Raw genomic sequence first — 26,501 nt, forward strand, 5'->3', positions numbered from 1 at the left:
CTTGCATTGCAAAGTACTATAAATTAATAATAATTAAAACATTAGAGACTCTCCACCTTATTATAAAAAGAAATAATGGCTATATTTGTGCCCGTTAAACCAAGAATAGATAATAGATATGTTTACAATTCGAAAAGCAACAGTAGCCGATTGCGAGCTTATTCATAAGATGGCAAAGGAGGTATTCCCCGCCACCTACAAGGAAATTTTATCTCCCGAACAACTGGATTATATGATGGACTGGATGTATGCTCCTTCCAATGTGCGCAAACAAATGGAGGAAGAAGGACATGTGTACTCCATTGCTTATAAGGAGAATGAACCATGCGGATACGTTTCCATTCAACAACAGGAAAAGGATGTATTCCATCTTCAGAAGATATATGTCCTCCCCCGTTTTCAGGGTACGCATTGCGGCAGTTTTTTATTCAAGGAAGCAATCAAGTGTATCAAGGAGATACACCCGGGACCTTGTTTGATGGAGCTCAACGTAAATCGTAATAATAAGGCTTTGCAGTTTTACGAGCACATGGGAATGAGAAAGTTGCGGGAAGGTGATTTCCCGATTGGTAACGGGTATTATATGAATGATTATATTATGGGACTAGATATTTGATATACCAAAATGCCCCGGAACAAATATTATAAATGTTCCGGGGCATTTTGGTTATTTAGTTAATGACAGGATTTTATTTCGCTACACGTTCCAACCATTTTACCATTGAAAGCATTACAATCATGGAAGCACCAGTTGCTCCTACAAATACCAACCAACAAGCCCAAATAGGCACAGTTGTATAAAGAATACCACCGATAAACAACAGTGAGTTACCCACAGCTGTTGCAGCCAACCAGCAACCTTGCATCAGCCCCTGCAAATGAGGAGGAGCTACTTTAGATACAAATGATAATCCCAGAGGAGAGATGAACAGTTCGGCAACCGTAAGAATGAAATACAGGCCGATCATAATCCACGGAGTCACACGAATAGCATTGATTTCAGCAGCACTCATAGTACCCAACACCTCTTTCGAAGGCAATGTAAATGAGAATACCATTAAGAATACATACGCTAACGCGGCAATACCCATACCAATGGCAATCTTCATCGGAGTAGAAGGTTCTTTACCATTCTTTTTCATTGAACCGAACATCCACATGATAAAGGGAGTCAGGAATACAACGAAGAACGGATTAACGCTCTGGAATATTTCAGCTCCCTTGATCTGCGTAAAACCTAAGTCAATATTAATCACACTCAAGTCCACATAGTCACGGGCGAAATAGGTCAAAGAATAACCATTCTGATGGAAAGATAACCAGAAGAAAATAACAACACCGAATACTGCAAACAAAGCATAGATGCGCTGTTTTATTTCAGTAGCGCTCATTTGGATTTCTTCCTTGTTCACAGTCGCAGTCCCTTTACCAGTTTCCATTTTAGTCGCAGGATCCGGGAAACGTTTCTTATTTGCCATATAAATAATCAGCGAAACAAGCATAGCACCAATAGCAGCCATAAAAGCATACTGGAAACCACGGTTAAACACGTCAAGATAGCTATTCACAAACATACCCATATCGGTTACAGGAGTTCCATCGAGAACAGCAGTCTTAGCCAAAGTTGTCAGATTCTCCATTGCCTGTGGAGCCATATCATTTCCTTTTTCTAAATATTGATGGCACAATTCAGGTAAAGTAGCATCATAATCGAAGTTGTTCACCTTCAACCACCAGTTGCGTACACCAATAGCAATAAACGGTGCAAAAACAGCTCCAATATTGATAAACATATAAAATATCTGGAAACCGGCATCACGAAGATTGGAATATTTGGGATCATCGTACATCTGACCGACCAAAGCCTGAAGATTTCCTTTAAATAAACCATTACCAAAAGCAATCACCAAAAGCCCGAAACAGGTTAATCCCAAGTAAAGAGCCATACTAGGAACAGGAGTCGGAGTTGGAATGGCAATAATCAAATAACCGACAGCCATTAATATCAGCCCTACTAAAATAGTACCTTTGAAATTTTTCGTCTTATCAGCAATAACACCTCCCGCCAAAGCTAAAATATAAATGGAAGCATAAAACGCGGAATAAATGTATCCGGTAGTTGTCTCGGACAATCCAAATTTCGCTGAAATAAACAATGTCAAAATCGCCATCATAATATAGAAGCCAAAACGCTCTCCCATATTAGCTAAAGCTGCAGCAATCAGACCTTTAGGGTGTTTACTGAACATAGATGTAAGTTTTTAGAATTAATAATTGATTGATTTAAATAAATATTTCTTGCAAATATATACTTTTTCTCGAGTTTTTGCACAATGATTTGTTAAACTACTCCTCAAATAAACGACAAATTTCCGCCCTGGATTCACGAATCAAATCTTCCGGAGCTATTTTTATCTGAAGTCCCCGTACACCGGCACTTACATAAATATACGGAAATTGTTGGCTGGTTTCATGAATATAAGTAGGAAAATGCTTTTTCATACCGATCGGCGAACAACCTCCCCGGATATATCCGGTAAGTGGCAGAAGTTCTTTTACGGGAATCAACTCGCACTTCTTGTTACCCGAAGCTTTAGCTGCCAGTTTCAAATCAACTTCATGTTCTCCCGGAATGACACAGACAAAATATCCGCTTTTATCGCCGTGCAGAACAAGCGTTTTAAAGACCTGCTCGATATTCTCTCCTAAACTTGCTGCCACATGAACAGCACTCAAGTCGTTTTCATCTACTTCGTAGGGAATTAATTCATAGGCTATCTTAGCTTTATCTAACAGCCGTGCGGCATTTGTTTTATTGATTTTCATTTTCGTTGTATTTATAAGTTCTATATCTGATAAATGATATGATAAGTGCCAACTCATCGAAGATTGTCCGATAAGTTGGCACTCTATGATTTAAATTAGAGACCCAGCTCTTCGCGAAGAAACTTAGGTGTATATCCTTTAGGGCTCTTCGCAACTTCTTCCGGTGTTCCGTAACTAAGGAGTTCTCCCCCGCCCTTACCACCTTCAGGGCCCATATCGATAATATAATCCGCCATTTTAATCACATCCAGATTGTGCTCGATGACGATAACAGTATTACCTTTATCTACAAGCTTATTCAATACTCCCATCAATACACGGATATCTTCAAAATGAAGTCCGGTAGTCGGTTCGTCAAGGATATAAAGAGTTTTGCCCGTATCTCTTTTCGATAGCTCCGTTGCCAGTTTCACACGCTGGCTTTCTCCGCCGGAAAGAGTGGTAGAAGATTGCCCCAGTTTTATATATCCGAGTCCGACATCCTGCAAGACTTTAATCTTATTCAAGATTTGCGGCACATTTTCAAAGAATTCCACAGCACGGTTGATCGTCATGTCAAGTACATCGGCAATTGATTTTCCCTTGAAACGCACTTCCAGTGTTTCCCGGTTATAACGTTTACCGTGACAAACCTCACAAGGCACATATACATCAGGAAGAAAATTCATTTCAATCGTCTTATAACCATTTCCCGTACATGCTTCACAACGCCCACCTGCAACATTAAAGGAGAAACGTCCCGGTTTATAACCGCGAATCTTAGCTTCCGGCAGACCCACAAACAGGTTACGGATATCAGAAAACACACCGGTATAAGTCGCAGGATTGGAGCGTGGCGTACGTCCCAAAGGTGATTGATCCACATCTACTACCTTATCTATATTTTCCAACCCTTCAATCGAATCGTATTCCAAAGGATCTTGTAAAGAACGATAGAATTTCTGTGAAAGAATCGGCTGCAAAGTTTCATTAATCAAGGTGGATTTTCCACTTCCTGATACACCAGTTACGCAAATCAGTTTACCCAACGGAAATTCAACATCTACATTCTTCAGGTTATTCCCCTTCGCTCCTTTCAGCCAGATAGATTTCCCATTTCCTTTTCTACGCTTGGCAGGGATTTCTATCTTCATCTTGCCATTCAGATATTGCGAAGTCATTGTATCTGTATTCAGCATCTCCTGCGGGGTTCCGGCGAAAACGACTTCGCCTCCGAGACGTCCGGCTTTCGGACCCATATCGATGACATAATCGGCAGCCAGCATCATATCCTTATCATGTTCCACTACAATCACGGAGTTCCCCATGTCGCGGAGTTCTTTCAACGAGTTGATAAGACGCAGATTATCACGCTGATGCAGACCGATACTCGGCTCGTCGAGAATATAAAGTACATTCACTAATTGCGAACCAATCTGTGTAGCCAAGCGGATACGCTGACTCTCACCACCGGAAAGACTAACAGAGCTACGATTCAATGCCAGATAATCCAGACCCACGTCCAGCAAGAACTTCAAACGTGTGCGAATCTCTTTCAGAATCTCCACCGATATTTTCTTCTGCTTATCGGACAGGAACTCATCCACCTTCATCAACCAGTCGTATAACTCGTTGATATCCATATTCGCCAACTCATTGATATTCTTATCATGGATACGAAAATGCAAAGCTTCTTTATTCAAACGAGCCCCTTTACATTCGGGACAAACCGTTGTTTTGGCAAATTGTTCCGCCCATTTCTGTGCTGTTGCAGAAGCATCCTTTTCCTGCAACATCTGAATATACTTCACCACTCCTTCGTAAGTAACAAAGTAATCGGAGGAAGTACCGATCAGCGAACTCTTGATTTTAATCCGTTCGTCAGAACCGTACAAGACTTCATCAATCGCATCGTCCGGCAACTCCTTTATCGGAGTTTTCAGTGTTGCGTCGTACTTCTCGAGCAAAGCACCGATTTGCCAGAAAATCATCGCATTCTTATATTTTCCCAAAGGTGCTATCGCTCCTTCATAAATGGAAAGTTCACGATCGGGAATCACTTTGTCCACATCAATCTGATTGACTACTCCCAATCCCTTACACTTCGGACATGCCCCTTGCGGTGAATTGAATGAGAAGTTATGCGGAGCCGGTTCACGATAAGACAATCCGGTGACAGGACACATGAGCCGCTTACTATAATGACGGATGCTTTCAGACTGGGCATCCAGAATCATCATCAACCCATCTCCCTGGCGCATAGCGGTTGCCACACTCTGTTTCAAGCGCCGGTCATCTTTCTCCGCTACCACTAATTTATCAATAACCACTTCTACATCGTGATTTTTATAGCGGTCGAGTTTCATGCCATGCGTTATTTCACGCACTTCACCGTCCACCCGTACATACAGGTATCCTTTTTTACGTATTTGTTCGAAAAGTTCCCTGTAATGTCCCTTACGTGAACGAACTAGCGGAGCCAGCAGATATATTTTCTTTCCTTTATAATCTTTCAGAATCAAGTCCAGAATCTGCTCTTCGGTATATTTCACCATCTCCTCACCCGACAGATACGAATAAGCCACTCCAGCACGGGCATACAGCAAACGGAGATAATCATATATCTCCGTAGTCGTTCCTACGGTAGAACGGGGATTTTTATTCGTTGTTTTCTGTTCTATGGAGATAACCGGACTCAAACCAGTTATCTTATCGACATCCGGACGTTCCAGATTGCCCAAGAAGTTACGGGCATACGCTGAAAAAGTTTCGATATAACGACGCTGTCCTTCGGCAAAAATCGTATCGAAGGCTAAAGAAGATTTTCCACTACCGCTCAATCCCGTGATAACAGTCAAACTGTTACGGGGAATTTCGGCATCAATATCCTTTAAATTGTGCACGCGCGCACCGTACACATTAATATATTCTGTTTCCTGCATATTCATATCCTTCCATAAATGTTGCAAAATTAATGTTTCCGCCCGAAATATGCTCCTAAAAAAGCACAATATTATTTTCTTAACTCAAATCTTATGAAGATATAGGGCATTATTTGTACCTTTGTTCCTTGATTTCAAGAACCAATAGTTATAATTTGATGAAACCGATAAACCGTATATTCTTATTTCTGCTTTTTATAAGCGTTTCATATGCTATCAGTTATGCACAGGAAAACCAATCATATTTCTTGCATACCATCGAAAAAGGACAAAGTTTATACTCCATCTCCAAGATGTATAATGTCACTACATCAGACATCATACGTCTGAATCCGGGCTGTGACGAAAAGATCTATGCCGGACAGACAATCAAAATCCCTACGGGAAAAGAGAGTCAGAAGGGAGAAACATTCCATACAATTCAAGCCGGAGAAACACTATACAAACTGACAACCATGTATAATGTATCCGCCAAAGATATTTGTGAAGCAAACCCCGGTTTGAGTGCCGAAAATTTCCGTATCGGACAGGTTATCCTGATTCCACAGAAAAAAGAAGAGCAAACTGCTACTGCAACTCAAACGCCTACCGAACAGACCACCATTCAAGGTCCTGTTGTTCCGAAATGCAAGGATATGCATAAGGTAAAACGCAAAGAGACTATTTTTAGCGTGAGCCGTGAATATGGAATCAGCGAGCAGGAGTTAATTGCAGCTAACCCGGAACTGAAAAAAGGCATGAAAAAGGGACAATTCCTTTGCATCCCTTACCCGGTAGCAACGACCGTGCAACCTACACAGAAGGAAGATCCTTACGCTATTCCTCCCAGCAATAGCGAGCTTTTCCGCAAAAGTAAAGAGACTCCCCAAAAGCTGTCTACCATTAAAGCAGCCTTATTGTTGCCTTTCCAGGAAGACAAACGCATGGTGGAATACTACGAAGGTTTCCTGATGGCAGTAGACAGTCTGAAACGTACAGGTATTTCTCTTGATCTATATGTATATGATTGTGGAAAAGATGTTTCTACATTAAATACAATTCTTGCCAAGAACGAGATGAAAAGTATGAATATCATCTTCGGTCCGATGCATCAGAATCAAATAAAGCCATTGTCCGACTTCGCAGAGAAGAACGACATACGCCTGGTGATTCCTTTCTCTCAAAAAGGAGAAGAGGTATTCAACAACCCGGCTGTTTATCAGATCAATACGCCTCAATCTTACTTATATTCAGAAGTTTACGAGCACTTCACCCGTCAATTTCCCAATGCAAACGTTATCTTCATAGAACCGGCGAGCGTTGATAAGGAGAAAGCGGAATTTATCAGCGGCTTGAAACAAGAGTTGAAAAGTAAAGGAATTCCAATGAGAACCGTCAGTGAAAGCGCAACGAAAGAAACGTTGAAAGCAGCGCTCCGCAGTGATAAAGAAAACATCTTTATTCCGACATCAGGCAACAACGTCTTACTAATTAAGATACTTCCTCAACTGACGCTGTTAGTCAGAGAGAATCCTGCAGAGAATATTCATCTGTTCGGCTATCCGGAATGGCAGACCTATACCAGAGATCATCTGGAAAACTTCTTTGAATTGGATGTATATTTCTATTCTTCATTCTATACGAATACGTTGTTCCCGGCAGCTGTGCAGTTTACCAATGCTTACCATAAATGGTATAGCAAAGATTTGGCAAGCAAATACCCTAATTACGCAATGCTGGGTTTTGACACCGGCTTCTTCTTCCTGAAAGGATTATCGCTTTATGGCTCGGAACTGGAAAACAATCTGCCTAAAATGAACCTGACTCCTATCCAGACCGGATTCAAATTCGAGCGTGTAAACAACTGGGGAGGATTTATTAATAAAAAGGTGTTCTTCATACGTTTCACTAAGAATTTTGAATTAGTAAAACTTGACTTCGAATAATACGAAAATGATAAAGATAAAACCATTTTTGATCGCAACACTCCTACTTACAGGATTTACCCTTCCTGCTGTCGCTCAAATCGGAGAAGCACGAAGCAATTTATCGGTAGGTATCAATGGAGGTGTCAATTTAAACAGTGTTTCTTTTACTTCTAGTATCAAGCAAAATAGCCTGATGGGAATTACCGGAGGTTTGACAGCACGTTATATATCCGAGAAGTATTTTGCTATGATTTGTGGTGCACAAATCGAGCTCAATATATCGCAACGAGGTTGGGATGAGTTATTTGAAATAACAACAACTAATGCAGATGGATATGAGGTAACAGAAAAGGACCCTAGTAAAACTTATACTCGCAAAATGACCTATCTTGATATTCCTTTTCTTGCCCATTTGGCCTTTGGGAAAGATAGAGGATTGCAAGCATTTATAAATCTAGGTCCCCAAATCGGATTCCTAATTAGCGAATCAGAAACAATGAAAGGTATAGATATGAATGATGTGAGAACTAATAGTCCCCAGAAAGCCGTGTACGGAGTTAAGATTCAAAATAAATTTGACTATGGTATTGCCGGTGGCGGGGGCGTAGAACTTAGAACAAAGAAAGCAGGTAGCTTCATTGTTGAAGGTCGCTATTACTTTGCCTTGTCCGATTTTTACAGCACTACAAAGAAAGATTTTTTTGCCCGTGCAGCACACAGTACAATTACCATAAAGCTCACATATTTATTTGATTTGAAGAAATAATCCCTCTTTCAAGGAGGAAGAGATTAAAACCTCTTATTTAAAAATCCTATTCACAACGAACTAAAAAAATCCCCACTAACTCTAAACGAATTAGTGGGGATTTCTATTTCTGGGAGCTTTAGCCCTTTTTATCGCAATCTATCCGCAGCTTTTACCATCACCTCATCCCGTCCAATAGCACGGATAGCCAGTATGTTCAGGATGATAGAAACAAGCGGCAAACACAATGCCCAGCCTATACGGAACATATTTTCATCATTCTTCAATGCAAAATAAAAAGCAAGGGAAGCAATGTAATAACCTACCAATAATAAGCTATTGAAAATTGTCATACGAATCTGCAACATACGGTTCTTATACAAAAAGATAGTAGCCACAGCCACAATGGTGCTAACCATCAGAATTCCGAATAAACCCCATGTAGACTGGATAACACCGTTTACTTCCAATCCTAATGCCTTAAAAGGATGTTCTCCCATCGCATCAATGAAGTAGCCCATCGGCAAACACATGGCTGTAATCAGCAATCCTACAACAATCAATAAATAAACAGTTTGAATTCGTTGAATCATAAGTATTCTAAATAGTAGTTGAGTTAAACAATAATAGCCAAGCAATAAGGAGCAGGGATCATCATCCCACTTACTACTTGACTATCAAATTCTTCGTCAGAAAATAAATTACTGAAGTTTTTCTTTCTCCTTAGCCGGATTTCTATAATATATTTTCCCTTCGATGTATTCTTGCGTAGCAATCAAGTCCGGTTTCGGCAATTTCTCATAATAACGAGAAATTTCGATTTGCTCTCTATTTTCAAACACTTCTTCCAAATTGTCATTGTAAGAAGCAAACTCTGCCAGTTTCTTAGAAAGATCGTTTTTGATTTCTACACTGATCTGATTAGCACGCTTACCAATAATGGCAACTGTTTCATAAACATTACCTGTATCAGCACAGAGTTCCATCATGTCACGGGTTACTGTTGTAGCAGGAGCATTCGTTTTTTTGTAGTCCATAAATCTATTTAAATTTAGTCTTTAATTACTTTTTGTGATTCATTGAATATCTTCTCGGCTTCTTTCAAATATTTACTTTCAGGAAATTCATTCTTAAAAGCGTAATATTCATCAATCGTTTCGCGGTAACGATCCATCTTCTTGTCCTCAACGCTAAAGATAGCCATTTCGTGTCTTGCACGCAGAACCAAAATGGAAAGTTCTTCACGATAATCAGTATAAGGATAATCCTTCAATGCATTTTGAGCTGTGATTACACAAGACTCATAGTTATTACCTAAATAATTACCCAGATTATAATATAGCCTTGCTGAATAAAGCTCTTTCAAAACCAGTTTATCCTGTAAAGCAAAAATCATATCCTGTGCTTCCTGCTTCTTTGTGCTGTTCGGGAAATACTCCATGAACATCTGCAATTGCTGGATAGCCTGATAAGTGCTTGACTGATCCAAACGTGGTTCCGGAGTATCCAGGAATAAAGCCTTACCTGCATGGAAACGTGCCAATTCGGTAAAAGTACCACGAGGATATGTATTGAAATAGGTGATAAATGTCTGGGCTGCTGTCTGATAATCTTTCTGATTATAGTAGCTCATTCCCAACATATACAAAGATTCTTCCGCTTTATCGGTTCCTTTCAGAATGGTTATCAACTCATTCAGCAACGTAGCTGAACGATTATACTGTCCCTTCGCAAAATAGTTTTTGGCGGCTTCGTACTTGTATTCGTAATCGGTGCTTTTCAGCAATTTATTATACTCCCCACATGATGTAAGAGTAGCCGCCGCAAGCAAAGTTATAATGATATTTTTCTTCATCCTATTTAAAAATAATGCGCAAAGTTACTTATTCGCTGGGAATTTAGCAATTAATCTGTGTTTTTTAATACATAAAAGGCGTTAAACATCGACAAAAGGAGAGAAAATGACGTCGAATTACAAACGACAAACTATAAACAGCAGATTATAAACGAATCACAATAGTGACGGTATGTGTTCGGGATAGTGACGGTATCGTTGGCATATACCGTCGCTATCTTCACCGGATAGCGTCACTATATTTATAGTAAAAACGGTAAGCAATTGCGTTGTCCCTGAATTGGATAACACAACTGTTTACCGTTCATTATTTATTGCTCACTGTTATATTTACAGTTTATACAAGTCACTTGCAGCCAGTAAATCGACTTTCTTTTCTTTCAATACCTCGATACACTTATCCAGATTGCTGGGGCGAATCACTACATTTGCAATATGGTTATTGGCAAACGAATACATATATTCAATAAATACACCCTCTTCTGATAAATATCCCAGCACTTTTGCCAAAGCACCCGGCACATTGGGACAGCTTATACCTACTACATCAGTCACATTCACTGCAAAATGATTATCTTTTAAAGCTTTGTATGCTCTATCCGGATCGGATACAATTCCACGCAAAATACCAAAATCAGCATTTTCGGCAATGCACAAGGCAGAAAGATTGATATTTTCTTTCGCCAGCACTTCAGTCACTTCCGTCAAACGGCCTGACTTATTTTCCAAAAAAATAGAAAGTTGTTTTGCTACCATATTTATTAAAGTATTAAATAATAAGTATTAAGTATTAGGTAACAAGCATTAGGTATTAGGTAACAAGTATTACCGTAGTTCCAAGATCACCCGCATGGTCAATACTTAATACTTAATACCTAATACTTATTTACATTTTTCTGTTATCAATTACACGTTTCGCTTTACCTACGCTGCGTTCAATGCTGCGAGGCTCTACCAGTTTCACGTTGACTCCCAGTCCGAGTACGCTTTGCAAACGTCCTCCCAGTTTCTTCTTCAAAGCCAGCATTTTGTTGATCTCATCCGAATAGAATTCCGGACGTACTTCAACCTGGAGTTCCATTGTATCGGTATTGTTTTCACGACCCACTATCAACAAATAATGCGGTTCAAACTCTTCCATTTCAAGAATGACTGATTCAATCTGCGTCGGGAATACATTCACACCGCGGATAATCAACATATCATCACTACGTCCCAAAATACGATCCATACGTACCAATGTACGGCCACAGGAGCATTTATCATGATGCAAAGCCGTCAAATCACGCGTACGGTAACGCAGCAACGGCATACCCTCTTTGGTTAAATGAGTGAATACCAGTTCGCCCGTTTGACCGGATTCCACCGGTTGCAATGTATTCGGGTCGATGATTTCCGGGAAGTAATGGTCTTCATTCAAGTGAGTCCCGTGCTGACATTCGCACTCGTACCCGACACCCGGTCCGGCAATCTCACTCAATCCATAAATATCGTATGCTTTGATTCCCAACTTTTCTTCTATCTCATGACGCATATTTTCCGTCCAGGGTTCTGCACCGAAAGCACCGACTTTCAGTTTGAATTCTTCACGTGGTAAACCGGAATCTTTGATAGCATCTGCCAGATAAAGCGCATAGGAAGGAGTACAACAAAGCACTGTCGATCCGAAATCGTGCATCAAGGTTATCTGTTTTTCCGTGTTGCCACTGGACATCGGAATAACAGAAGCACCGATATTTTCGGCTCCTGCATGTGCTCCCAATCCTCCCGTAAACAGTCCGTATCCATAAGATACCTGAAAAATATCAGAACGTCCCGCTCCATAAGCGGTAAAAGCACGCGATATACATTCCGCCCATGAAGCCAAGTCCTTACGGGTATATCCGACAACCGTGGGTTTTCCGGTTGTTCCGGAAGAAGCATGAATACGTACAATCTGGCTCATCGGCACGGCACAAAGTCCGAACGGATAATTATCTCTTAAATCATGTTTCGTGGTAAACGGCAGTTTTACAATATCATCAATCGTATTGATGTCATCGGGAGTAATCCCCATTTCCTGCATCTTCTTTCGATAGAAAGGTGTATTGTGATAGACGTAATCTACAATTTTCTTGAGTCGTATGCTTTGAATCTTGCGAAGACTTTCGCGGTCCATACACTCAATGCTCTCATTCCAAATCATGTGTTTCCGGTATTACTAGTTGTATGAATCTGTTTTTTGATATTAATATGTTGCAAAGTAAAGGATTTATTTGGAAAAATGATTTGTTATCTCGATTATTTTACCGAATATTGCTCCACTTTTTAGGATTTAACTATGAATTATGAACTAACATCAGCTTACAAACCTACCGGAGATCAGCCGGAAGCTATAACACAACTTACTGAAGGGGTACTTCAGGGAGTTCCCGCACAGACTTTATTGGGAGTGACCGGGTCGGGAAAAACATTTACCATTGCCAATGTAATCGCCAATATCAATAAACCCACCTTGATTTTGAGCCATAACAAAACACTGGCTGCCCAGCTATATAGTGAGTTTAAAGGATTTTTCCCCAATAATGCGGTAGAATATTACGTTTCTTACTATGATTATTACCAGCCGGAAGCTTATCTGCCGAGCAGTGATACATATATAGAAAAGGACCTCGCCATCAATGACGAAATCGACAAGCTCCGACTCGCTACCACTTCCGCCCTACTCTCCGGGCGAAAAGACGTGGTAGTGGTTTCTTCGGTATCTTGTATCTACGGTATGGGAAATCCTTCGGACTTCTACAAAAATGTCATCGAAATAGAACGGGGACGGATGATGGACCGCAATGTGTTTCTACGTCGTTTGGTAGACAGCTTGTATGTCCGCAATGATATTGACTTGAACCGTGGAAATTTCCGGGTCAAGGGCGACACGGTGGATATTTATCTGGCTTATACCGACAACCTGCTCCGTATCACCTTCTGGGGAGATGAGATTGACGGTATCGAAGAGGTAGACCCCATCACAGGAGTCACTATCGCGCCATTTGACGCCTATAAGATTTATCCGGCCAACCTGTTCATGACTACCAAAGAGGCTACTCTCCGCGCTATTCATGAAATAGAGGATGATTTGACCAAGCAAGTAGCTTTCTTCGAATCTATCGGCAAAGAATACGAGGCCAAGCGATTGTATGAGCGAGTAACTTACGATATGGAGATGATCCGGGAATTGGGACATTGTTCCGGAATTGAGAATTACTCCCGTTATTTCGACGGCCGTGCTGCCGGTACCCGCCCCTATTGTTTGCTCGATTTCTTTCCGGATGATTTCCTGATCGTTATCGACGAAAGCCACGTGAGCGTACCCCAAATCCGTGCAATGTATGGGGGAGACCGTGCGCGAAAAATCAATCTTGTGGAATATGGTTTCCGATTGCCTGCCGCTATGGACAACCGCCCGTTGAAATTCGAAGAGTTTCAGGAGATGGCAAAACAAGTAATCTACGTCAGTGCTACACCGGCGGATTATGAATTGATTCAATCGGAAGGTATCGTCGTGGAACAGGTGATTCGTCCTACCGGTCTGCTTGATCCTATCATCGAAGTGCGTCCGAGTCTCAATCAGATTGACGATTTAATGGAAGAAATCCAGCTCCGTATTGAAAAGGAAGAACGCGTACTCGTCACTACACTAACCAAACGAATGGCAGAAGAACTGGCAGAATATCTTCTCAATAATAATGTGAGATGTACCTATATCCATAGTGATGTCGACACACTGGAACGTGTGAAGATTATGGATGATCTCCGGCAAGGAGTTTATGACGTACTTATCGGGGTGAACCTGCTTCGTGAGGGTCTCGACCTTCCGGAAGTGTCTCTCGTCGCTATCCTCGATGCAGACAAAGAAGGATTCCTCCGCTCCCACCGTTCGTTGACACAAACTGCGGGACGTGCCGCGCGTAATGTGAACGGTAAGGTAATCATGTATGCTGATAAGATGACGGATAGCATGAAACTGACGATTGATGAAACGAACCGTCGCCGCGAAAAGCAGTTGGCATATAATGAGGCAAACGGAATTACCCCGCAACAGATTAAAAAGGCCAGAAACTTGTCTGTATTCGGCAATGCAAAAGAGGCAGATGAACTGTTGAAAGAAAGACATGCTTATATAGAACCTTCTACTCCGAATATCGCCGCAGATCCGGTAGTGCAGTATATGAGTAAAGCGCAAATGGAAAAGAGTATCGAGCGTACCCGCAAACTGATGCAGGAAGCAGCCAAGAAACTCGAATTTATCGAAGCCGCACAATATCGTGACGAATTATTGAAACTGGAGGACTTGATGAAAGAGAAATGGGGATAAAATTTCCCCATTGTTCACCTATCATAGCCTGATTGTTAAGGGTTGAAACTCTTAACAAACCTGTAACTTCGTATTTAGTCTATTAATTAGTGTTATAAAAACACCTGTTAAGGGCTGATAATTTGCAAAGTTACCGGAATCCCGTATCTTTGCACTGTGTTTTTCATAGTATTAGATTTAAGGTTAACAAAGGTTGGAGCAAGGCGTTGCTCCTTTTTTTTATGTCTATACGCCTCAGCTGGAAAGATATAACGGAAACTCTCTAAAGAATAAATAAGGAGGATTGCAGATATAGACTGATCGTTCATTACGACTGAATCTATTCCTGCAATCCTCCCCATTTTTTATAGTTGGATTTCCTACTTCAAGTGATGATAAATCAAAGCGCCTTCTCTATGGCATTTTTAATCAACGGTTCCATAATATCATATCCCTCGCTCGTCGGATGAACTCCATCTTTAGTATATTGAGGATTCAAGGCCTGGTTTTCGTCAACCACCATTGCTTTGTAATAATTAACAAACGGAATTTTATTTGCTTTTGCATAAGCCTCTATCCGGTCATTTAAAGATTTAATTTTCTGCGGAGCATCTTTTATTTCCATTCTCCACTTAAATGCTGCAGCAGGCAATACGGAAGTCAAAATTACTTTTATTTTATTCGCTTTCGCCAGTTCCGCCATAGAAACGATGTTTCCGAATGTATAATCTTCATTATAAGCTTGTGTATTTTCAGCGACATCATTTGTTCCGGCATTAATCACCACTAAAGCAGGAGAAAGATTAATCACATCTTCCCGAAAACGTAACAAGAATTGATAGGAAGTCTGCCCACTGATTCCACGGCCAATGTAACCATTTGATTTGAAAAAATCCGGATGAGTCCTTACCCATCCTTCCGTAATGGAATTTCCCATAAAAATAACCCGTTTGTCTTTCTTTGTCGCTTGTGGAAGTGCAGCATTTTCTTTTGAATAACGACGTAGATTAGCAAAATCATTTTTCTGTGCATAGCTTTCTCCTATCGAGAAACTCAAGCAAACAACAGCCAATAATATCCATTGGCCCCATCTTCTTTTATCCATGTTTATATTAAGTATTAGTAATATAATATTTTATGCAAAGATAAAAAAAACTCCATATATAGGCATCCAAAACAACAAATAACCGTTAAGTCGAAGGAGTTTTTTCTTAATCTATGTTATATAACATGCGTTTTTTCTTGGATTATTTGCTAATTCCATAGCAGTCCGTATCTTTGCACTGTGTTTTTCATAGTATTAGATTTAAGGTTAACAAAGGTTGGAGCAAGGCGTTGCTCCTTTTTTTATGTCTATATGCTTGATTTCCTAAAAAAGAATGGTATTTTTGTAAAGTCACAATTATTATCCGAAACATGAAACGCAAACTACTTTATACCACTCTAATAATAGCTATCCTGTGTGTAATCAGCATAATTGTATGTAACAGGACAATCAAGAAACACACAGTCTCCAAACTATATACGGAAGTAAATACTATCCCCTCCAACAATGTAGGATTACTTCTCGGAACTTCTCCCAAGTTGAAAAATGGAAATAACAATTTATATTTCGATTATCGGATTCTTGCAACAGTAGAGTTATATAAAGCCGGAAAAATTAAATATATCCTCATCAGCGGCGATAACCGTAAAGAGGATTACAATGAACCGGAAGAAATGAAGAAAGCACTCATGCAAAAAGGTATTCCTGAAAAATCCATTTATTTAGATTATGCCGGATTCCGGACTCTCGACTCTGTTGTACGTGCCAAAGAAGTGTTTGGACAAAATCGTCTGACCATCATCTCCCAACGTTTCCATAACGAACGAGCGATCTATCTTGCAGAGAAAAATGGAATAGACGCCATCGGGTACAACGCCCAAAATGTAAATGCTTATGCCGGACTGAAAACTAACATCCGGGAATTACTCGCAAGAGTCAAAATGTTCATAGATTTAGGTATAGATAAACAACCTCATTTCTTGGGAGAGAAAATAATAATTGAATAAGCGAGATATCTCCGATGCATGGAAGTGAGTTTAACATATCCTGAATAAAAAGTGATATACGTTTCTTTATTCCCAAATATAACTCTACCTTTACTGAAAAATCAGAATATGGCAAAGATTACAGTTCAGAAAACAGATGCCAATGCTGTTATTGCCAACTGGCTACGTAATAGAATGACCATTGAATACTTAGGATTATGGGAGATATTGTACAACCCCCATTTTAAACCCCTCGAATTCGAGGGGTTTAAAAAAGAAGCAGGACTAAATGCGTTTACTCTTTCCCCTCAAGATAGACTCATCAAATTAAATCAAATAGCAATTCAACAAATGAACATATTAGAAGATATTAAAAATAAAAAGTTATTGAAATAATTTATGGAACAACAAATTCAACTCAACGATCACAACAAGCAGGAATACCCTCCTATGCATACAGCAGAGCATTTACTCAATGCCACCATGGTGAAAACCTTTGGCTGCCCACGTTCTCGCAATGCCCACATCGAAAGAAAAAAAAGCAAATGTGACTATATACTTTCGTCATGTCCGACAGCGGAACAAATCCAGTCTATTGAAGATAGAGTGAACGAGGTAATCAGTCAGAACCTACCTGTGACTGTTGAGTTTATGACTCATGAACAGGCCAAAGATATTGTAGATTTAAGTAAGCTACCTGCCGATGCAAGCGAAACTCTTCGCATTGTCCGCATTGGAGATTATGATGCCTGCGCCTGCATCGGATTGCATGTATCCCATACTTCTGAAGTGGGTACCTTCAAAATCATTAGTTATGATTATGACGAAGAAAGGCAAACACTAAGAATAAGGTTCAAACTGATCGAGAAGAAGTAAACAGGTTATCAAATTAATATCTATCTTATATAAAATAAATAAAAACAGGATACATTTTGTCATTTATATTGCAAAAATGACATTATAAAAATGACAAATAGACAATTTTAGTCTCTAAAATCTCTTGGCATAAGGTTTGCATTTATAGAAGCGAACAACGGTTCGAGAGCGGACGATGGAAGGCGGGATAACCGATACCATCGGAAGTGAAAATGCCGAAGTTCTAAATTTATTAATTGAATGTTTAACTTAAAGATAGGAGACTAAAATTATGATGCCTGTTAGAAGAACTCAAAGTTGGTTACCAAGTATCTTTAATGATTTCTTTGATAACGATTGGATGGTAAAAGCAAATGCTACTGCACCTGCAATTAATGTTTTGGAAACAGAAAAAGAGTACAAAGTGGAATTGGCTGCTCCTGGTATGACGAAGGATGATTTCAATGTTCGCATTGATGAAGACAACAACCTCGTTATCAGCATGGAGAAGAAGACTGAAAACAAGGAGGAAAAGAAAGACGGTCGCTATCTGCGTCGCGAATTCTCATACTCTAAGTTCCAGCAAACAATGATTCTACCGGACAATGTGGACAAAGAAAAAATTGCTGCATCCGTAGAACATGGTGTTTTAAACATCGAACTTCCGAAACTCTCTGAAGAAGAAGTGAAGAAGCCCAATCGGCAAATCGAAATAAAGTAATACGGTAACCACTTGCTGTTCACCGGAAACGGTGATAAGAAGTAATAAAACAGCTCTTTCCCTGAAAAGGAAACGAGCTGTTTTTATATTATTATCCTTAGTTATTCTTCCGATAACTAATCACTGCCCAACTATTAAACACTACTGCAAAAAACAACAATACTCCAAACTGCGGCAGTAAATCAAAGAAACCACTCCCCTTCAAATACACCATTCGCATCACTTCCATAAAATACCTCAAAGGATTGAGCCTGGTAATTATTTGAGCCCATTCCGGCATACTGCTAATAGGAGTAAACAAACCACTTATCAAAATTACAACCAACAAACAGAACCACATAACAAACATAGATTGTTGCATCGTTGCCGAGTAGTTGGAAATAACAAGTCCGAAACCGGACATTACCAAAACGAAAAGAACTGCGAAAAAGTAAATCAATAGAAAATGACCGACTGGCACTATGCCATAAATTAACCAAGCTAATATGAAACATACAGTCAGCACGACAAAACCAATCAACCAGTAAGGCAAGAGCTTTGCCAAAATAAAGACAAATTTCGAAACCGGAGTCACATTAATCTGCTCGATTGTTCCTACTTCCTTCTCACTAACTATATTCAATGCAGGCAAGAAGCCACAAATCAAAGTCAATAACATGACCATCAATGCCGGAATCATATAGAGTTTATAATTCAGATTCGGATTAAACACCCCTTGCGTATCAATGCCTATCGAAGGGAAAGCACCGGAGACTGTAGCAGTTGCAGGATATTCAGAACGCAGTTCGGCTGCATAATCATTAACAATAGAAGATAGATACGAACTCCCCAGCCCTCCTTTTGTTCCATTCACGGCATTGGCTGCTATCAGTATGTGGGCATCTTCTCCATTCATCCAATCCCGTTCCAGATGCCTCGGAATTTCCATCACAATATCCGCCGTTCCAATTTCAATATTCCGTAGGCCTTCTTCATACGAAGCCGGCACTTCCACCAGACGGAAATAGGTAGAGGCGGCAATCTTATTGACTAAACGTTGTGAAACAGCCGAATGGTCATTATCCACAATATTCAGCTGTATATTCTTGATTTCCAGATTTACCGCCCAAGGCATCAGCAGCATAATCATGCATGGAAATACAAGAATCAATTTCGGAAGAAACGAATTGCGAAGCAATTGTTTAAACTCTTTTTCTATCAGGAACTTTATCATAAATAATTCTTCCATTTATCAATCTGCCCATTAGCACACTGTATAGTATTCATGCAGCCAATTGGCATATCGACATATTATTCCAATCTATACTTAAATTTCTTGATACTGATCGTAATAAGTACCGTCGCCATCAATAACGAGATACCAATCTCTTTATACACCAATGCAACTGGTACTCCTTCAATCATCAGTTTACGCACAGCCTGTATATACCAACGTGCCGGAAGTATATCCGAGATCCATTGAAGTATCACCGGCATACTCTCTATAGGGAAAATCATGCCCGATAAAAGCATTGTGGGCATCATCAGCATCAATCCGGAAACCAGCATGGCCGCAACCTGTGTACGTGTGACCGATGAAATCAATAAGCCCAATGCCAAGGATACGAAGATAAACAGCAAAGATACGGTGATTAACCAGAACAAACTTCCTACCACCGGAACATCCAACACAAAGACCGAAAGCAAAAGGATCGTTATCAGATTGACAAACGACAGCACAAAATAAGGTACAGCCTTTGCCAAAATAATAAATAGCGGCTTCACAGGTGAAACCAATAATACTTCCATCGTACCTGTTTCTTTCTCACGAACAATGGAAATCGAGGTCATCATGGCGCAAATCAGCATCAGGATCAGGCCCATCACTCCCGGAACAAAGTTATAAGCACTCTTCATCTGCGGGTTGTAGAGCAATTTGATATCAGGAGTCAGGCGGGCAGCCGACATATTCGGGGGAATCATCTCCTGGCCTACCATAGAAACGATTCCTGTCGCATAATTAACTTGCGAAGTCGACATATTGGGATCTGTTGCATCTACTATCAGCTGTACACGAGCATCACCCGTATAGAGATCATCCGCAAACCGTTCGCTAAAGACAATCGCCATATCAACTTCATTCTTTAGGAAAGCAGCTTCCATTTCCTGGGGCGAATGAAAACGTGCAGTAACGGTGAAATACTCACTGGCATCCAAACGATCAATTATTTTTCGCGTTACCACATCATTAGAAGGATCGAGCACCGCCAACCGAACATTCTTCACTTCCGTAGTGATAGCAAAACCGAATAGAATAATTTGCACGACAGGCATCCCCAACAAAATCAGCATGGTTCGCCGGTCACGGAAAATATGATAAAACTCTTTCTTTATAAAAGCTATAAACTGTCTCATAATCAATCTGCTTTGCGCACCGCACCGCGGGCTAATTTCTGAAAAACGTCATCCATCGTTTCCGCACCGAATTGTTGTTTCAGACGGGCAGGTGTATCAAGTGCTTTTATCTGACCGTCTACCATGATAGATATCCGGTTGCAATATTCCGCTTCATCCATATAATGGGTAGTGACAAATACGGTAATACCCTGATCGGCTGCCTGATAGATCAATTCCCAGAACTGCCTTCTCGTAGCAGGGTCTACTCCGCCGGTCGGCTCATCCAGAAAAACGATTCTCGGTTCATGGAATATTGATACTGAAAAAGCCAATTTCTGTTTCCATCCCACCGGAAGGCTCTTCACCAGAGTATCCCGTTCGGCTGTAAGCTCCAAACGATCCAACAATTCTTCTGTCTTCCGTTCTATCTCCTGTTCCTTCATGCCATAAATTCCGGCAAACAGACGGATATTCTCCCACACTTTCAGGTCTTCATATAGCGAAAACTTTTGGCTCATATAACCGATATTTTTCTTTACTTGTTCGGCCTCCCGGTAAATGTCATATCCTGCCACCTTTCCGATGCCTGATGTCGGTTTACTTAATCCGCAAAGCATACGCATAGCTGTCGTCTTTCCTGCTCCATTAGCACCCAGAAAGCCAAATATCTCGCCCCGGTTCACCTGAAAGGAGATATGATCTACTGCGGTAAAATCTCCAAAACACTTTGTCAACTGCTTCACTTCAATGACCGGAGCTACTTCATGCTTCACTTCCTCCCGCTCCAAGGAAGGAGGGCAAAGGATAGACGCAAATTGATGAAGAATACGTTCGGGAGTATCAATGCCATGAATCTGTCCATGATTGATGAAAGCAATCCGGTCACATTGCCGAGCCTCATCCATAATGGGAGTAGAAACGACAATGGTAATACCCTGTTCACGCAAATTTCGGAGCATTTGCCAAAATTCCTTACGTGACACAGGATCCACTCCGGTAGTGGGTTCATCCAGAAATAAAATATCCGGTTTATGAATCAAAGCGCAGCTCAATGCCAGTTTCTGCTTCATACCACCTGACAAAGCTCCTGCCCTTCTTTTCCTGAACGGTTCTATCTGCTGATAGATATCTTTAATTAAATCATAATTCTCCTGAACTGTCGTATGGAACACGGTAGCAAAAAACTCCAGATTCTCTTCTACAGAAAGATCCTGGTAAAGTGAAAAACGACCGGGCATATATCCCACTTTCGTACGAATCTGTTTATAATCCGCTACCACATCCAGTCCGGTAACCATGGCCGTTCCTTTATCCGCCAGCAACAAAGTAGTCAGAATACGGAATAAGGTACTCTTACCGGCACCGTCAGGCCCTATCAGGCCAAAGATTTCTCCCCGTTCCACAACGAAAGAAACTTCTTTCAGCGCCTCCACCTTTCCATAGTTCTTGCCGACTTCTTTCACAACCACTATGGGTTCTCCCTTTTCCATCTCCTTGCGTTTAATTTTTAATCATTAATTTTTCAATGTCACTCCTCCGTACATACCAATCTTCAATGCTCCGTCATTCTTCACGGCAATTTTCACTGCATATACCAGATTAGCACGTTCATTTTTCGTCAAAATCGTTTTGGGAGTGAACTCCGAACGGTCGGAAATCCATGTCACTACCCCCGGATAAGCTTTCTGCTCCGAGTTTCCATAATCAGCATACACAGTTACCTTATCTCCCAATTTCACTTGCGACAACTGTTCGGAGGTAATGTAAGCCCTCAAATACATGCGATCCACTTCAGCCACTTTAAACAAAGGTTTGCCTATTGCCGCCAATTCACCGGCTTCTGCATATTTTGCCAATACTGTACCTTCGATAGGCGACTGGACATGACATTTAGCTAACTGATCCTCCATCTGTGCAACCTGTATGGCAACCGAATTTCCTTGTTCTATCAGGCTATTTGTACTATTCTGCAATGATGATTCCTGTGCGACAAGCTGCCTTTCAAGCAATTTGACTTGTGCATCCCAGTCGTCCAACTGTTTCTGATTCGCCGCTCCAGCAGCAAGCAGGTTTTCCACGCGTTTCTTTTCACGTTCAGCTGTTACTATTTGCTGTTTGGTAGCAGCTATCTGTTTAGCAAGATCCGGACGTTGGCTTTCCACAGATTTCATACTGGCCTCCAGTTGTAATTTCTTCAAATACAATTGCACCGTATCCACCAGTCCAATCTCCTCACCTGCTTTCAGCCTTGTCCCCTCTTCTACCTCCAGTCGCAACAACTTTCCGGCAGCTTCGGCAGAGACTATCACTTCCGTGGCTTCAAACGTACCGGTTGCATCATAGCTGGGTATTCCCTTACCACAAGCAGCCAACATTATCAATGCCACTCCAACCATTCCTATTTTTGTCATTCGTTCCATATCTAAAGAAGTTATATTAATCATTCGTAGTATATTTCAATTGATAAATTCCCATTAACCGTTGAATTTCATGCAACGCTTTCGACTGACGTGCCAAACTCTCATTGGTCAATTCCCGAAGCATCTCGGTCACCGTCAATGTTCCATTCGCCACTTTGGCTTCTGCCGATTTACGAATATTGGTACGCAAACGGATAATCTCATCATCATCCTGCATTTGCTTTTCCAATGATTGGATAGCCTGATCCTGTTGTGTCATCTCCAATCTTGTATTAAAAAGAAATACATCCCGGTTATTATCCAATTGCCGGCGTTTATTTTCAATTACCTTCCGGTCATTCTTCAAGGTGTATAAACTACCGAAATTCCATGAAAGGCGAACACCCGCAATATAGTAAGGAGAAAATTTATTTTTCAGCATATTCAATCCGGGGTTTCCATAAGCTCCCTGCACAAACAATCCGAACTGTGGAAGATGACGCACATTCAAAGCTTTCTCCTGTACTTGCAATCCGACTCCTTGCGCATTAAACAAAGACAATTCCGGGCGACGAATCTCACTGACAGCCGAAATCTTATCTTGAGGAACAGGTTTCTCCAAAACCGTTTCCTGTGGCAACTTCTCTCCTACCAGAAGTGAAAGCATCTTCAAATACGCCATACGCGATGAAACCAGTTCAACTCTTTTCTGCTTTGTGTTCAACTGCTCCACTTTCACAGCATCCAAATCGGCCTGATTGGCAATGCCATTTTCTACGTAAGCAGTAATCTGGCGATAATTTCTCTCCAGTTCATCTTGCAACAATGCATTCTGTTTCAGTTGCTCGTCCAACAAAAGAATCCCAAAATAAAGGTCATTTACACGACTATTTAGCGCATACATATCCACATTCAGTTTTTCTTTCTCTATCTCCGCTTCCACAGTCGTTTGTTTCTTCTGCATCCGGATTCCTCCACCATCCCAGATTTTCTGTTGTAGCTCCAACATCACCTGATACTGATCTTTCGGCACTCCTTTCAAATCCACTCCGGGAAGCTTCACCGGAATTTCCGTTACCTCACTCTGATAAGAAGCTTTAGCCGAAAGGGCAAACTGTGGCAAATATCCTTTTGCCGCATTCTCAAGATTATATTCCTTTGTTTTCTCCACCAAGCCATACTGATGTACCAACGGATAATTTTCTTGCGTCTTCCGTTGACATTCTTCCAACGTTATCTGCGCATTTATTCCCGATACAAACAATAAAAAGGAGAAACTGAAAACCATTCTTTTCATACACATCATTTCTTTAATTTCTTCAAAAGACAAAGATAGAGGTTTCAAAGATACGTTCACATTCCGATAGTTAGTAAAAATGTTCCAATAGTTCGATAAAGAGAAAGAATAAAAGGCTATTTGCTGATTTTTATTATCTTTGGCGGAAAAAACAGATAAAGATGGAAAAGAAAATACCATTAAATATAGGTCTCGAAATCTTAGAAAATCCGGATATCGTCCGATTTAACGAATCTCGTTTCATATCTCCGCATTTCGGATTCGTAAACAGCTTCGCCAAAATAGAATCCAATCTTATCACAATAGATCAACCTTATCGTATCAAAGAGGGACGTATCGCAGTTATCAAACAGGGATATGCACGCGTATTAATCAACCTGATAGAAGAAACTTTTCAGCCGGACAAGCTACTATTAATTGTTCCGAATTCCATTCTTCAGATTATAGAAGTCTCTCCGGATTTTGATATGCAGATGGTAGCCATGGACGCGGAATTTCTTTCTATAGCCGGAAAAGACAATTTCTTCACTCATCTCTCACAGTTACAGAAAAACCTCATATTATCTCTGACCTCACATGAATACGACTTGTTTAAGAGTTATTTTGCTTTAATATGGAATATATTACAAGAACCGACGTTCCGACGGGAAGCTATTCAATATCTACTAATCAGTCTTTTGTGCAATATAGAATATCTTGTCAAAAACAACAATCAAAAAGAACAGAGCTGTCAGACACATCAGGAAGAGATTTTCCAGCGTTTCATTTCTTTAGTCAATGCTTATGGCAAGAAAGAACGTAATGTTAGTTTTTATGCGGATAAGCTATGTCTCACTCCTCGTTATCTTAATACGATCATCCGCCAAACCAGTCAACAAACAGTAATGGACTGGATAAACCAGTCCATTATATTAGAAGCTAAAGTATTGCTAAAACATAGCAATCTGCTTGTTTATCAAATTTCTGATGAATTGAACTTCCCTAATCCTTCTTTTTTCTCGAAGTTCTTTAAGCGAATGACAGGAATGACACCACATGAATATCAATTCTCGAAATAAATTTTATTTCGAGAATTCCTTAATTCTTTGCTCTTCTTCCAGCTTGCAGATCAATAATGTGTTATCTTTCTCTGCAATGATATATCCATCCAAGCCTTGAATGACTACTCGTTTTTCTTCGCTGGCATGCACAATACAATTTTTGCTTTCGTACAAACGGATATCGGTTCCTACGGTTGCATTTCCAGACTTATCCTGTGGAAGCAAACCGCGAAGTGCTCCCCATGTACCCAGATCTGACCAGCCAAAAGAAGCGGGAAGTACATAAATCTCCTGTGCTTTCTCCATCACTGCATAGTCGATAGAAATGCTTTCGCAAGTAGGGAATAACTTCTTGATCGTTTCATTTTCTTTCTCTGTATAGAAATCGGGGAAAATGCGATCGAAAATTTGTGCGATGCCCGGAGCATATACACGCAGCACGGAAGTAATAGTACGCACGTTCCACACAAAGATTCCCGCATTCCAGAAGAAATTGCCTTCTGCCAGATACTTTTCGGCAGTCTCTTTATCCGGTTTTTCCTTAAATGCATCTACAGTGTAAATCTCTTTATCTGTCTGGAGCTGATCAGCAGCAGCAATATATCCGTATCCGGTTTCCGGACGAGTTGGCCGGATACCTATCGTTACAATGGCGCTGCCATCATCTGTGAAACGAAGGGCTTTCTCCATCACTCTACGGAATTCTCCCGTATCAATGACTAATGCATCCGAAGGAGTTACTACAATGTTAGCATTCGGATGTTTTTTCTTGATCTTCCAGCAAGCAAAAGCAATGCAGGGTGCAGTATTGCGAGCACAAGGCTCCGCCAAAATATTACTTTCCGGAATTTCCGGCAACTGCTCCCGAACAATATCAATGTATTTTTCAGAAGTTACGACCCACATATTTTCTTTAGGGCAAACACCGTCGAAACGATCTGCCGTCAACTGAATCAGCGACCGGCCACATCCCATTACATCAATAAATTGTTTAGGACATTCCGGAATGCTCATCGGCCAGAAGCGGCTCCCTATGCCACCAGCCATTATTACAACATGATTATCCATACCTGTTATTCTCCTGTTTTTTTTTTAAATAATTGCGCAATTTACTCCAAAATGTCTAATTCTACAAGGAAAATGAGAGAAAGTAGCCAAATTCTATTTACGTTTAAATGATACAACTAAAAAAGCCGCC

General features: G+C 40.6%; 23 protein-coding genes and 1 pseudogene. 9 read left to right on the top strand and 15 right to left on the bottom strand.

The features are described from left to right. Positions 1–118: 118 nt before the first annotated feature. On the top strand, positions 119–616 hold the full coding sequence (locus CJF29_RS13925; protein ID WP_004325725.1) for a GNAT family N-acetyltransferase: 498 nt from the start codon (positions 119–121) through the stop codon (positions 614–616). A gap of 73 nt (positions 617–689) precedes the next feature. Here the strand turns inward: CJF29_RS13925 and CJF29_RS13930 are convergent, their stop codons facing one another. From CJF29_RS13930 to uvrA, 3 genes are all read right to left on the bottom strand, one after another. After that, positions 690–2,249, bottom strand: a complete 1,560-nt coding sequence (locus tag CJF29_RS13930; protein WP_004303622.1) for a peptide MFS transporter — start codon at positions 2,247–2,249, stop codon at positions 690–692. 97 nt (positions 2,250–2,346) lie between these two features. After that, positions 2,347–2,826 carry a Cys-tRNA(Pro) deacylase gene (gene ybaK, locus CJF29_RS13935; RefSeq protein WP_004309260.1) on the bottom strand — a complete coding sequence of 160 codons (480 nt, stop codon included), beginning with the start codon at positions 2,824–2,826 and terminating at the stop codon, positions 2,347–2,349. A 95-nt stretch (positions 2,827–2,921) separates the two neighbouring features. Then, positions 2,922–5,747 (bottom strand): excinuclease ABC subunit UvrA, encoded by a 2,826-nt coding sequence (gene uvrA, locus CJF29_RS13940; protein ID WP_004303626.1) that lies wholly within the window; start codon positions 5,745–5,747, stop codon positions 2,922–2,924. Between the two features lie 158 nt (positions 5,748–5,905). Here uvrA and CJF29_RS13945 point away from each other — a divergent pair, with 158 nt between their 5' ends. Together CJF29_RS13945 and CJF29_RS13950 are read left to right on the top strand one after the other, a co-directional pair. Then, entirely contained in the window at positions 5,906–7,672 is a 1,767-nt protein-coding gene (locus tag CJF29_RS13945; protein WP_008776611.1) for a LysM peptidoglycan-binding domain-containing protein, read from the top strand. A 7-nt stretch (positions 7,673–7,679) separates the two neighbouring features. Further along, entirely contained in the window at positions 7,680–8,420 is a 741-nt protein-coding gene (locus CJF29_RS13950; protein WP_074558369.1) for a porin family protein, read from the top strand. Between the two features lie 128 nt (positions 8,421–8,548). Here the strand turns inward: CJF29_RS13950 and CJF29_RS13955 are convergent, their stop codons facing one another. The 5 genes from CJF29_RS13955 to CJF29_RS13975 form a co-directional block, all read right to left on the bottom strand. Then, positions 8,549–8,992, bottom strand: coding sequence for a DUF4293 domain-containing protein (locus CJF29_RS13955; protein ID WP_074558371.1), 444 nt, complete (start codon positions 8,990–8,992; stop codon positions 8,549–8,551). Between the two features lie 108 nt (positions 8,993–9,100). Then, entirely contained in the window at positions 9,101–9,436 is a 336-nt protein-coding gene (locus CJF29_RS13960; protein ID WP_004299989.1) for a DNA-directed RNA polymerase subunit omega, read from the bottom strand. Positions 9,437–9,450: 14 nt separating this feature from the next. Continuing rightward, a complete protein-coding gene (locus tag CJF29_RS13965; RefSeq protein WP_074558372.1) occupies positions 9,451–10,254 on the bottom strand; it encodes an outer membrane protein assembly factor BamD in 804 nt (267 codons plus the stop codon). A 330-nt stretch (positions 10,255–10,584) separates the two neighbouring features. After that, the gene (locus CJF29_RS13970; protein WP_032847305.1) at positions 10,585–11,010 is read right to left on the bottom strand and encodes an amino acid-binding protein; all 426 of its coding nucleotides are present in this window, start codon (positions 11,008–11,010) and stop codon (positions 10,585–10,587) included. Between the two features lie 130 nt (positions 11,011–11,140). Beyond that, positions 11,141–12,439: a phenylacetate--CoA ligase family protein gene (locus CJF29_RS13975; RefSeq protein WP_074558373.1), complete on the bottom strand. Its 1,299-nt coding sequence runs from the start codon at positions 12,437–12,439 to the stop codon at positions 11,141–11,143. A gap of 135 nt (positions 12,440–12,574) precedes the next feature. Between CJF29_RS13975 and uvrB the strand changes: the two genes are divergently transcribed. Next, positions 12,575–14,605: an excinuclease ABC subunit UvrB gene (gene uvrB / locus CJF29_RS13980; protein WP_099146951.1), complete on the top strand. Its 2,031-nt coding sequence runs from the start codon at positions 12,575–12,577 to the stop codon at positions 14,603–14,605. Positions 14,606–14,984: 379 nt separating this feature from the next. On the opposite strand, the gene CJF29_RS13985 is transcribed toward uvrB, so the two are convergent. After that, a complete protein-coding gene (locus CJF29_RS13985; protein WP_074558376.1) occupies positions 14,985–15,689 on the bottom strand; it encodes an SGNH/GDSL hydrolase family protein in 705 nt (234 codons plus the stop codon). 311 nt (positions 15,690–16,000) lie between these two features. On the opposite strand from CJF29_RS13985, the gene CJF29_RS13990 reads away from it, so the two are divergent. The 4 genes and pseudogenes from CJF29_RS13990 to CJF29_RS14005 all read left to right on the top strand — a co-directional run bounded on the left by CJF29_RS13990 (position 16,001) and on the right by CJF29_RS14005 (position 18,191). Continuing rightward, on the top strand, positions 16,001–16,636 hold the full coding sequence (locus CJF29_RS13990) for a vancomycin high temperature exclusion protein (protein ID WP_099146953.1): 636 nt from the start codon (positions 16,001–16,003) through the stop codon (positions 16,634–16,636). 108 nt (positions 16,637–16,744) lie between these two features. Further along, positions 16,745–16,927 (top strand): annotated as a pseudogene (locus CJF29_RS13995) (KilA-N domain-containing protein); the annotation flags it as partial. 87 nt (positions 16,928–17,014) lie between these two features. After that, positions 17,015–17,491 carry a hypothetical protein gene (locus tag CJF29_RS14000; RefSeq protein WP_004303639.1) on the top strand — a complete coding sequence of 159 codons (477 nt, stop codon included), beginning with the start codon at positions 17,015–17,017 and terminating at the stop codon, positions 17,489–17,491. A gap of 271 nt (positions 17,492–17,762) precedes the next feature. Then, positions 17,763–18,191 carry an Hsp20/alpha crystallin family protein gene (locus CJF29_RS14005; protein WP_004300008.1) on the top strand — a complete coding sequence of 143 codons (429 nt, stop codon included), beginning with the start codon at positions 17,763–17,765 and terminating at the stop codon, positions 18,189–18,191. Between the two features lie 97 nt (positions 18,192–18,288). Here the strand turns inward: CJF29_RS14005 and CJF29_RS14010 are convergent, their stop codons facing one another. The 5 genes from CJF29_RS14010 to CJF29_RS14030 form a co-directional block, all read right to left on the bottom strand. Continuing rightward, positions 18,289–19,404: an ABC transporter permease gene (locus CJF29_RS14010; protein ID WP_074558381.1), complete on the bottom strand. Its 1,116-nt coding sequence runs from the start codon at positions 19,402–19,404 to the stop codon at positions 18,289–18,291. 77 nt (positions 19,405–19,481) lie between these two features. Then, on the bottom strand, positions 19,482–20,585 hold the full coding sequence (locus CJF29_RS14015) for an ABC transporter permease (RefSeq protein ID WP_099146954.1): 1,104 nt from the start codon (positions 20,583–20,585) through the stop codon (positions 19,482–19,484). A gap of 2 nt (positions 20,586–20,587) precedes the next feature. Continuing rightward, positions 20,588–22,057, bottom strand: coding sequence for an ATP-binding cassette domain-containing protein (locus tag CJF29_RS14020; RefSeq protein WP_099146955.1), 1,470 nt, complete (start codon positions 22,055–22,057; stop codon positions 20,588–20,590). A 24-nt stretch (positions 22,058–22,081) separates the two neighbouring features. Further along, positions 22,082–22,987 (bottom strand): HlyD family secretion protein, encoded by a 906-nt coding sequence (locus CJF29_RS14025; RefSeq protein ID WP_099146960.1) that lies wholly within the window; start codon positions 22,985–22,987, stop codon positions 22,082–22,084. 16 nt (positions 22,988–23,003) lie between these two features. Continuing rightward, positions 23,004–24,263 (bottom strand): TolC family protein, encoded by a 1,260-nt coding sequence (locus tag CJF29_RS14030; RefSeq protein ID WP_099146961.1) that lies wholly within the window; start codon positions 24,261–24,263, stop codon positions 23,004–23,006. Between the two features lie 161 nt (positions 24,264–24,424). Here CJF29_RS14030 and CJF29_RS14035 point away from each other — a divergent pair, with 161 nt between their 5' ends. Then, on the top strand, positions 24,425–25,321 hold the full coding sequence (locus tag CJF29_RS14035) for a helix-turn-helix domain-containing protein (RefSeq protein WP_099146956.1): 897 nt from the start codon (positions 24,425–24,427) through the stop codon (positions 25,319–25,321). Between the two features lie 3 nt (positions 25,322–25,324). Here CJF29_RS14035 and CJF29_RS14040 read toward each other — a convergent pair whose 3' ends face one another. Further along, positions 25,325–26,371: a mannose-1-phosphate guanylyltransferase gene (locus CJF29_RS14040; protein WP_074558388.1), complete on the bottom strand. Its 1,047-nt coding sequence runs from the start codon at positions 26,369–26,371 to the stop codon at positions 25,325–25,327. Positions 26,372–26,501: the final 130 nt, after the last annotated feature.

Origin of the sequence: Bacteroides celer (assembly GCF_002632415.2) — a bacterium.
GTDB lineage: Bacteria > Bacteroidota > Bacteroidia > Bacteroidales > Bacteroidaceae > Bacteroides.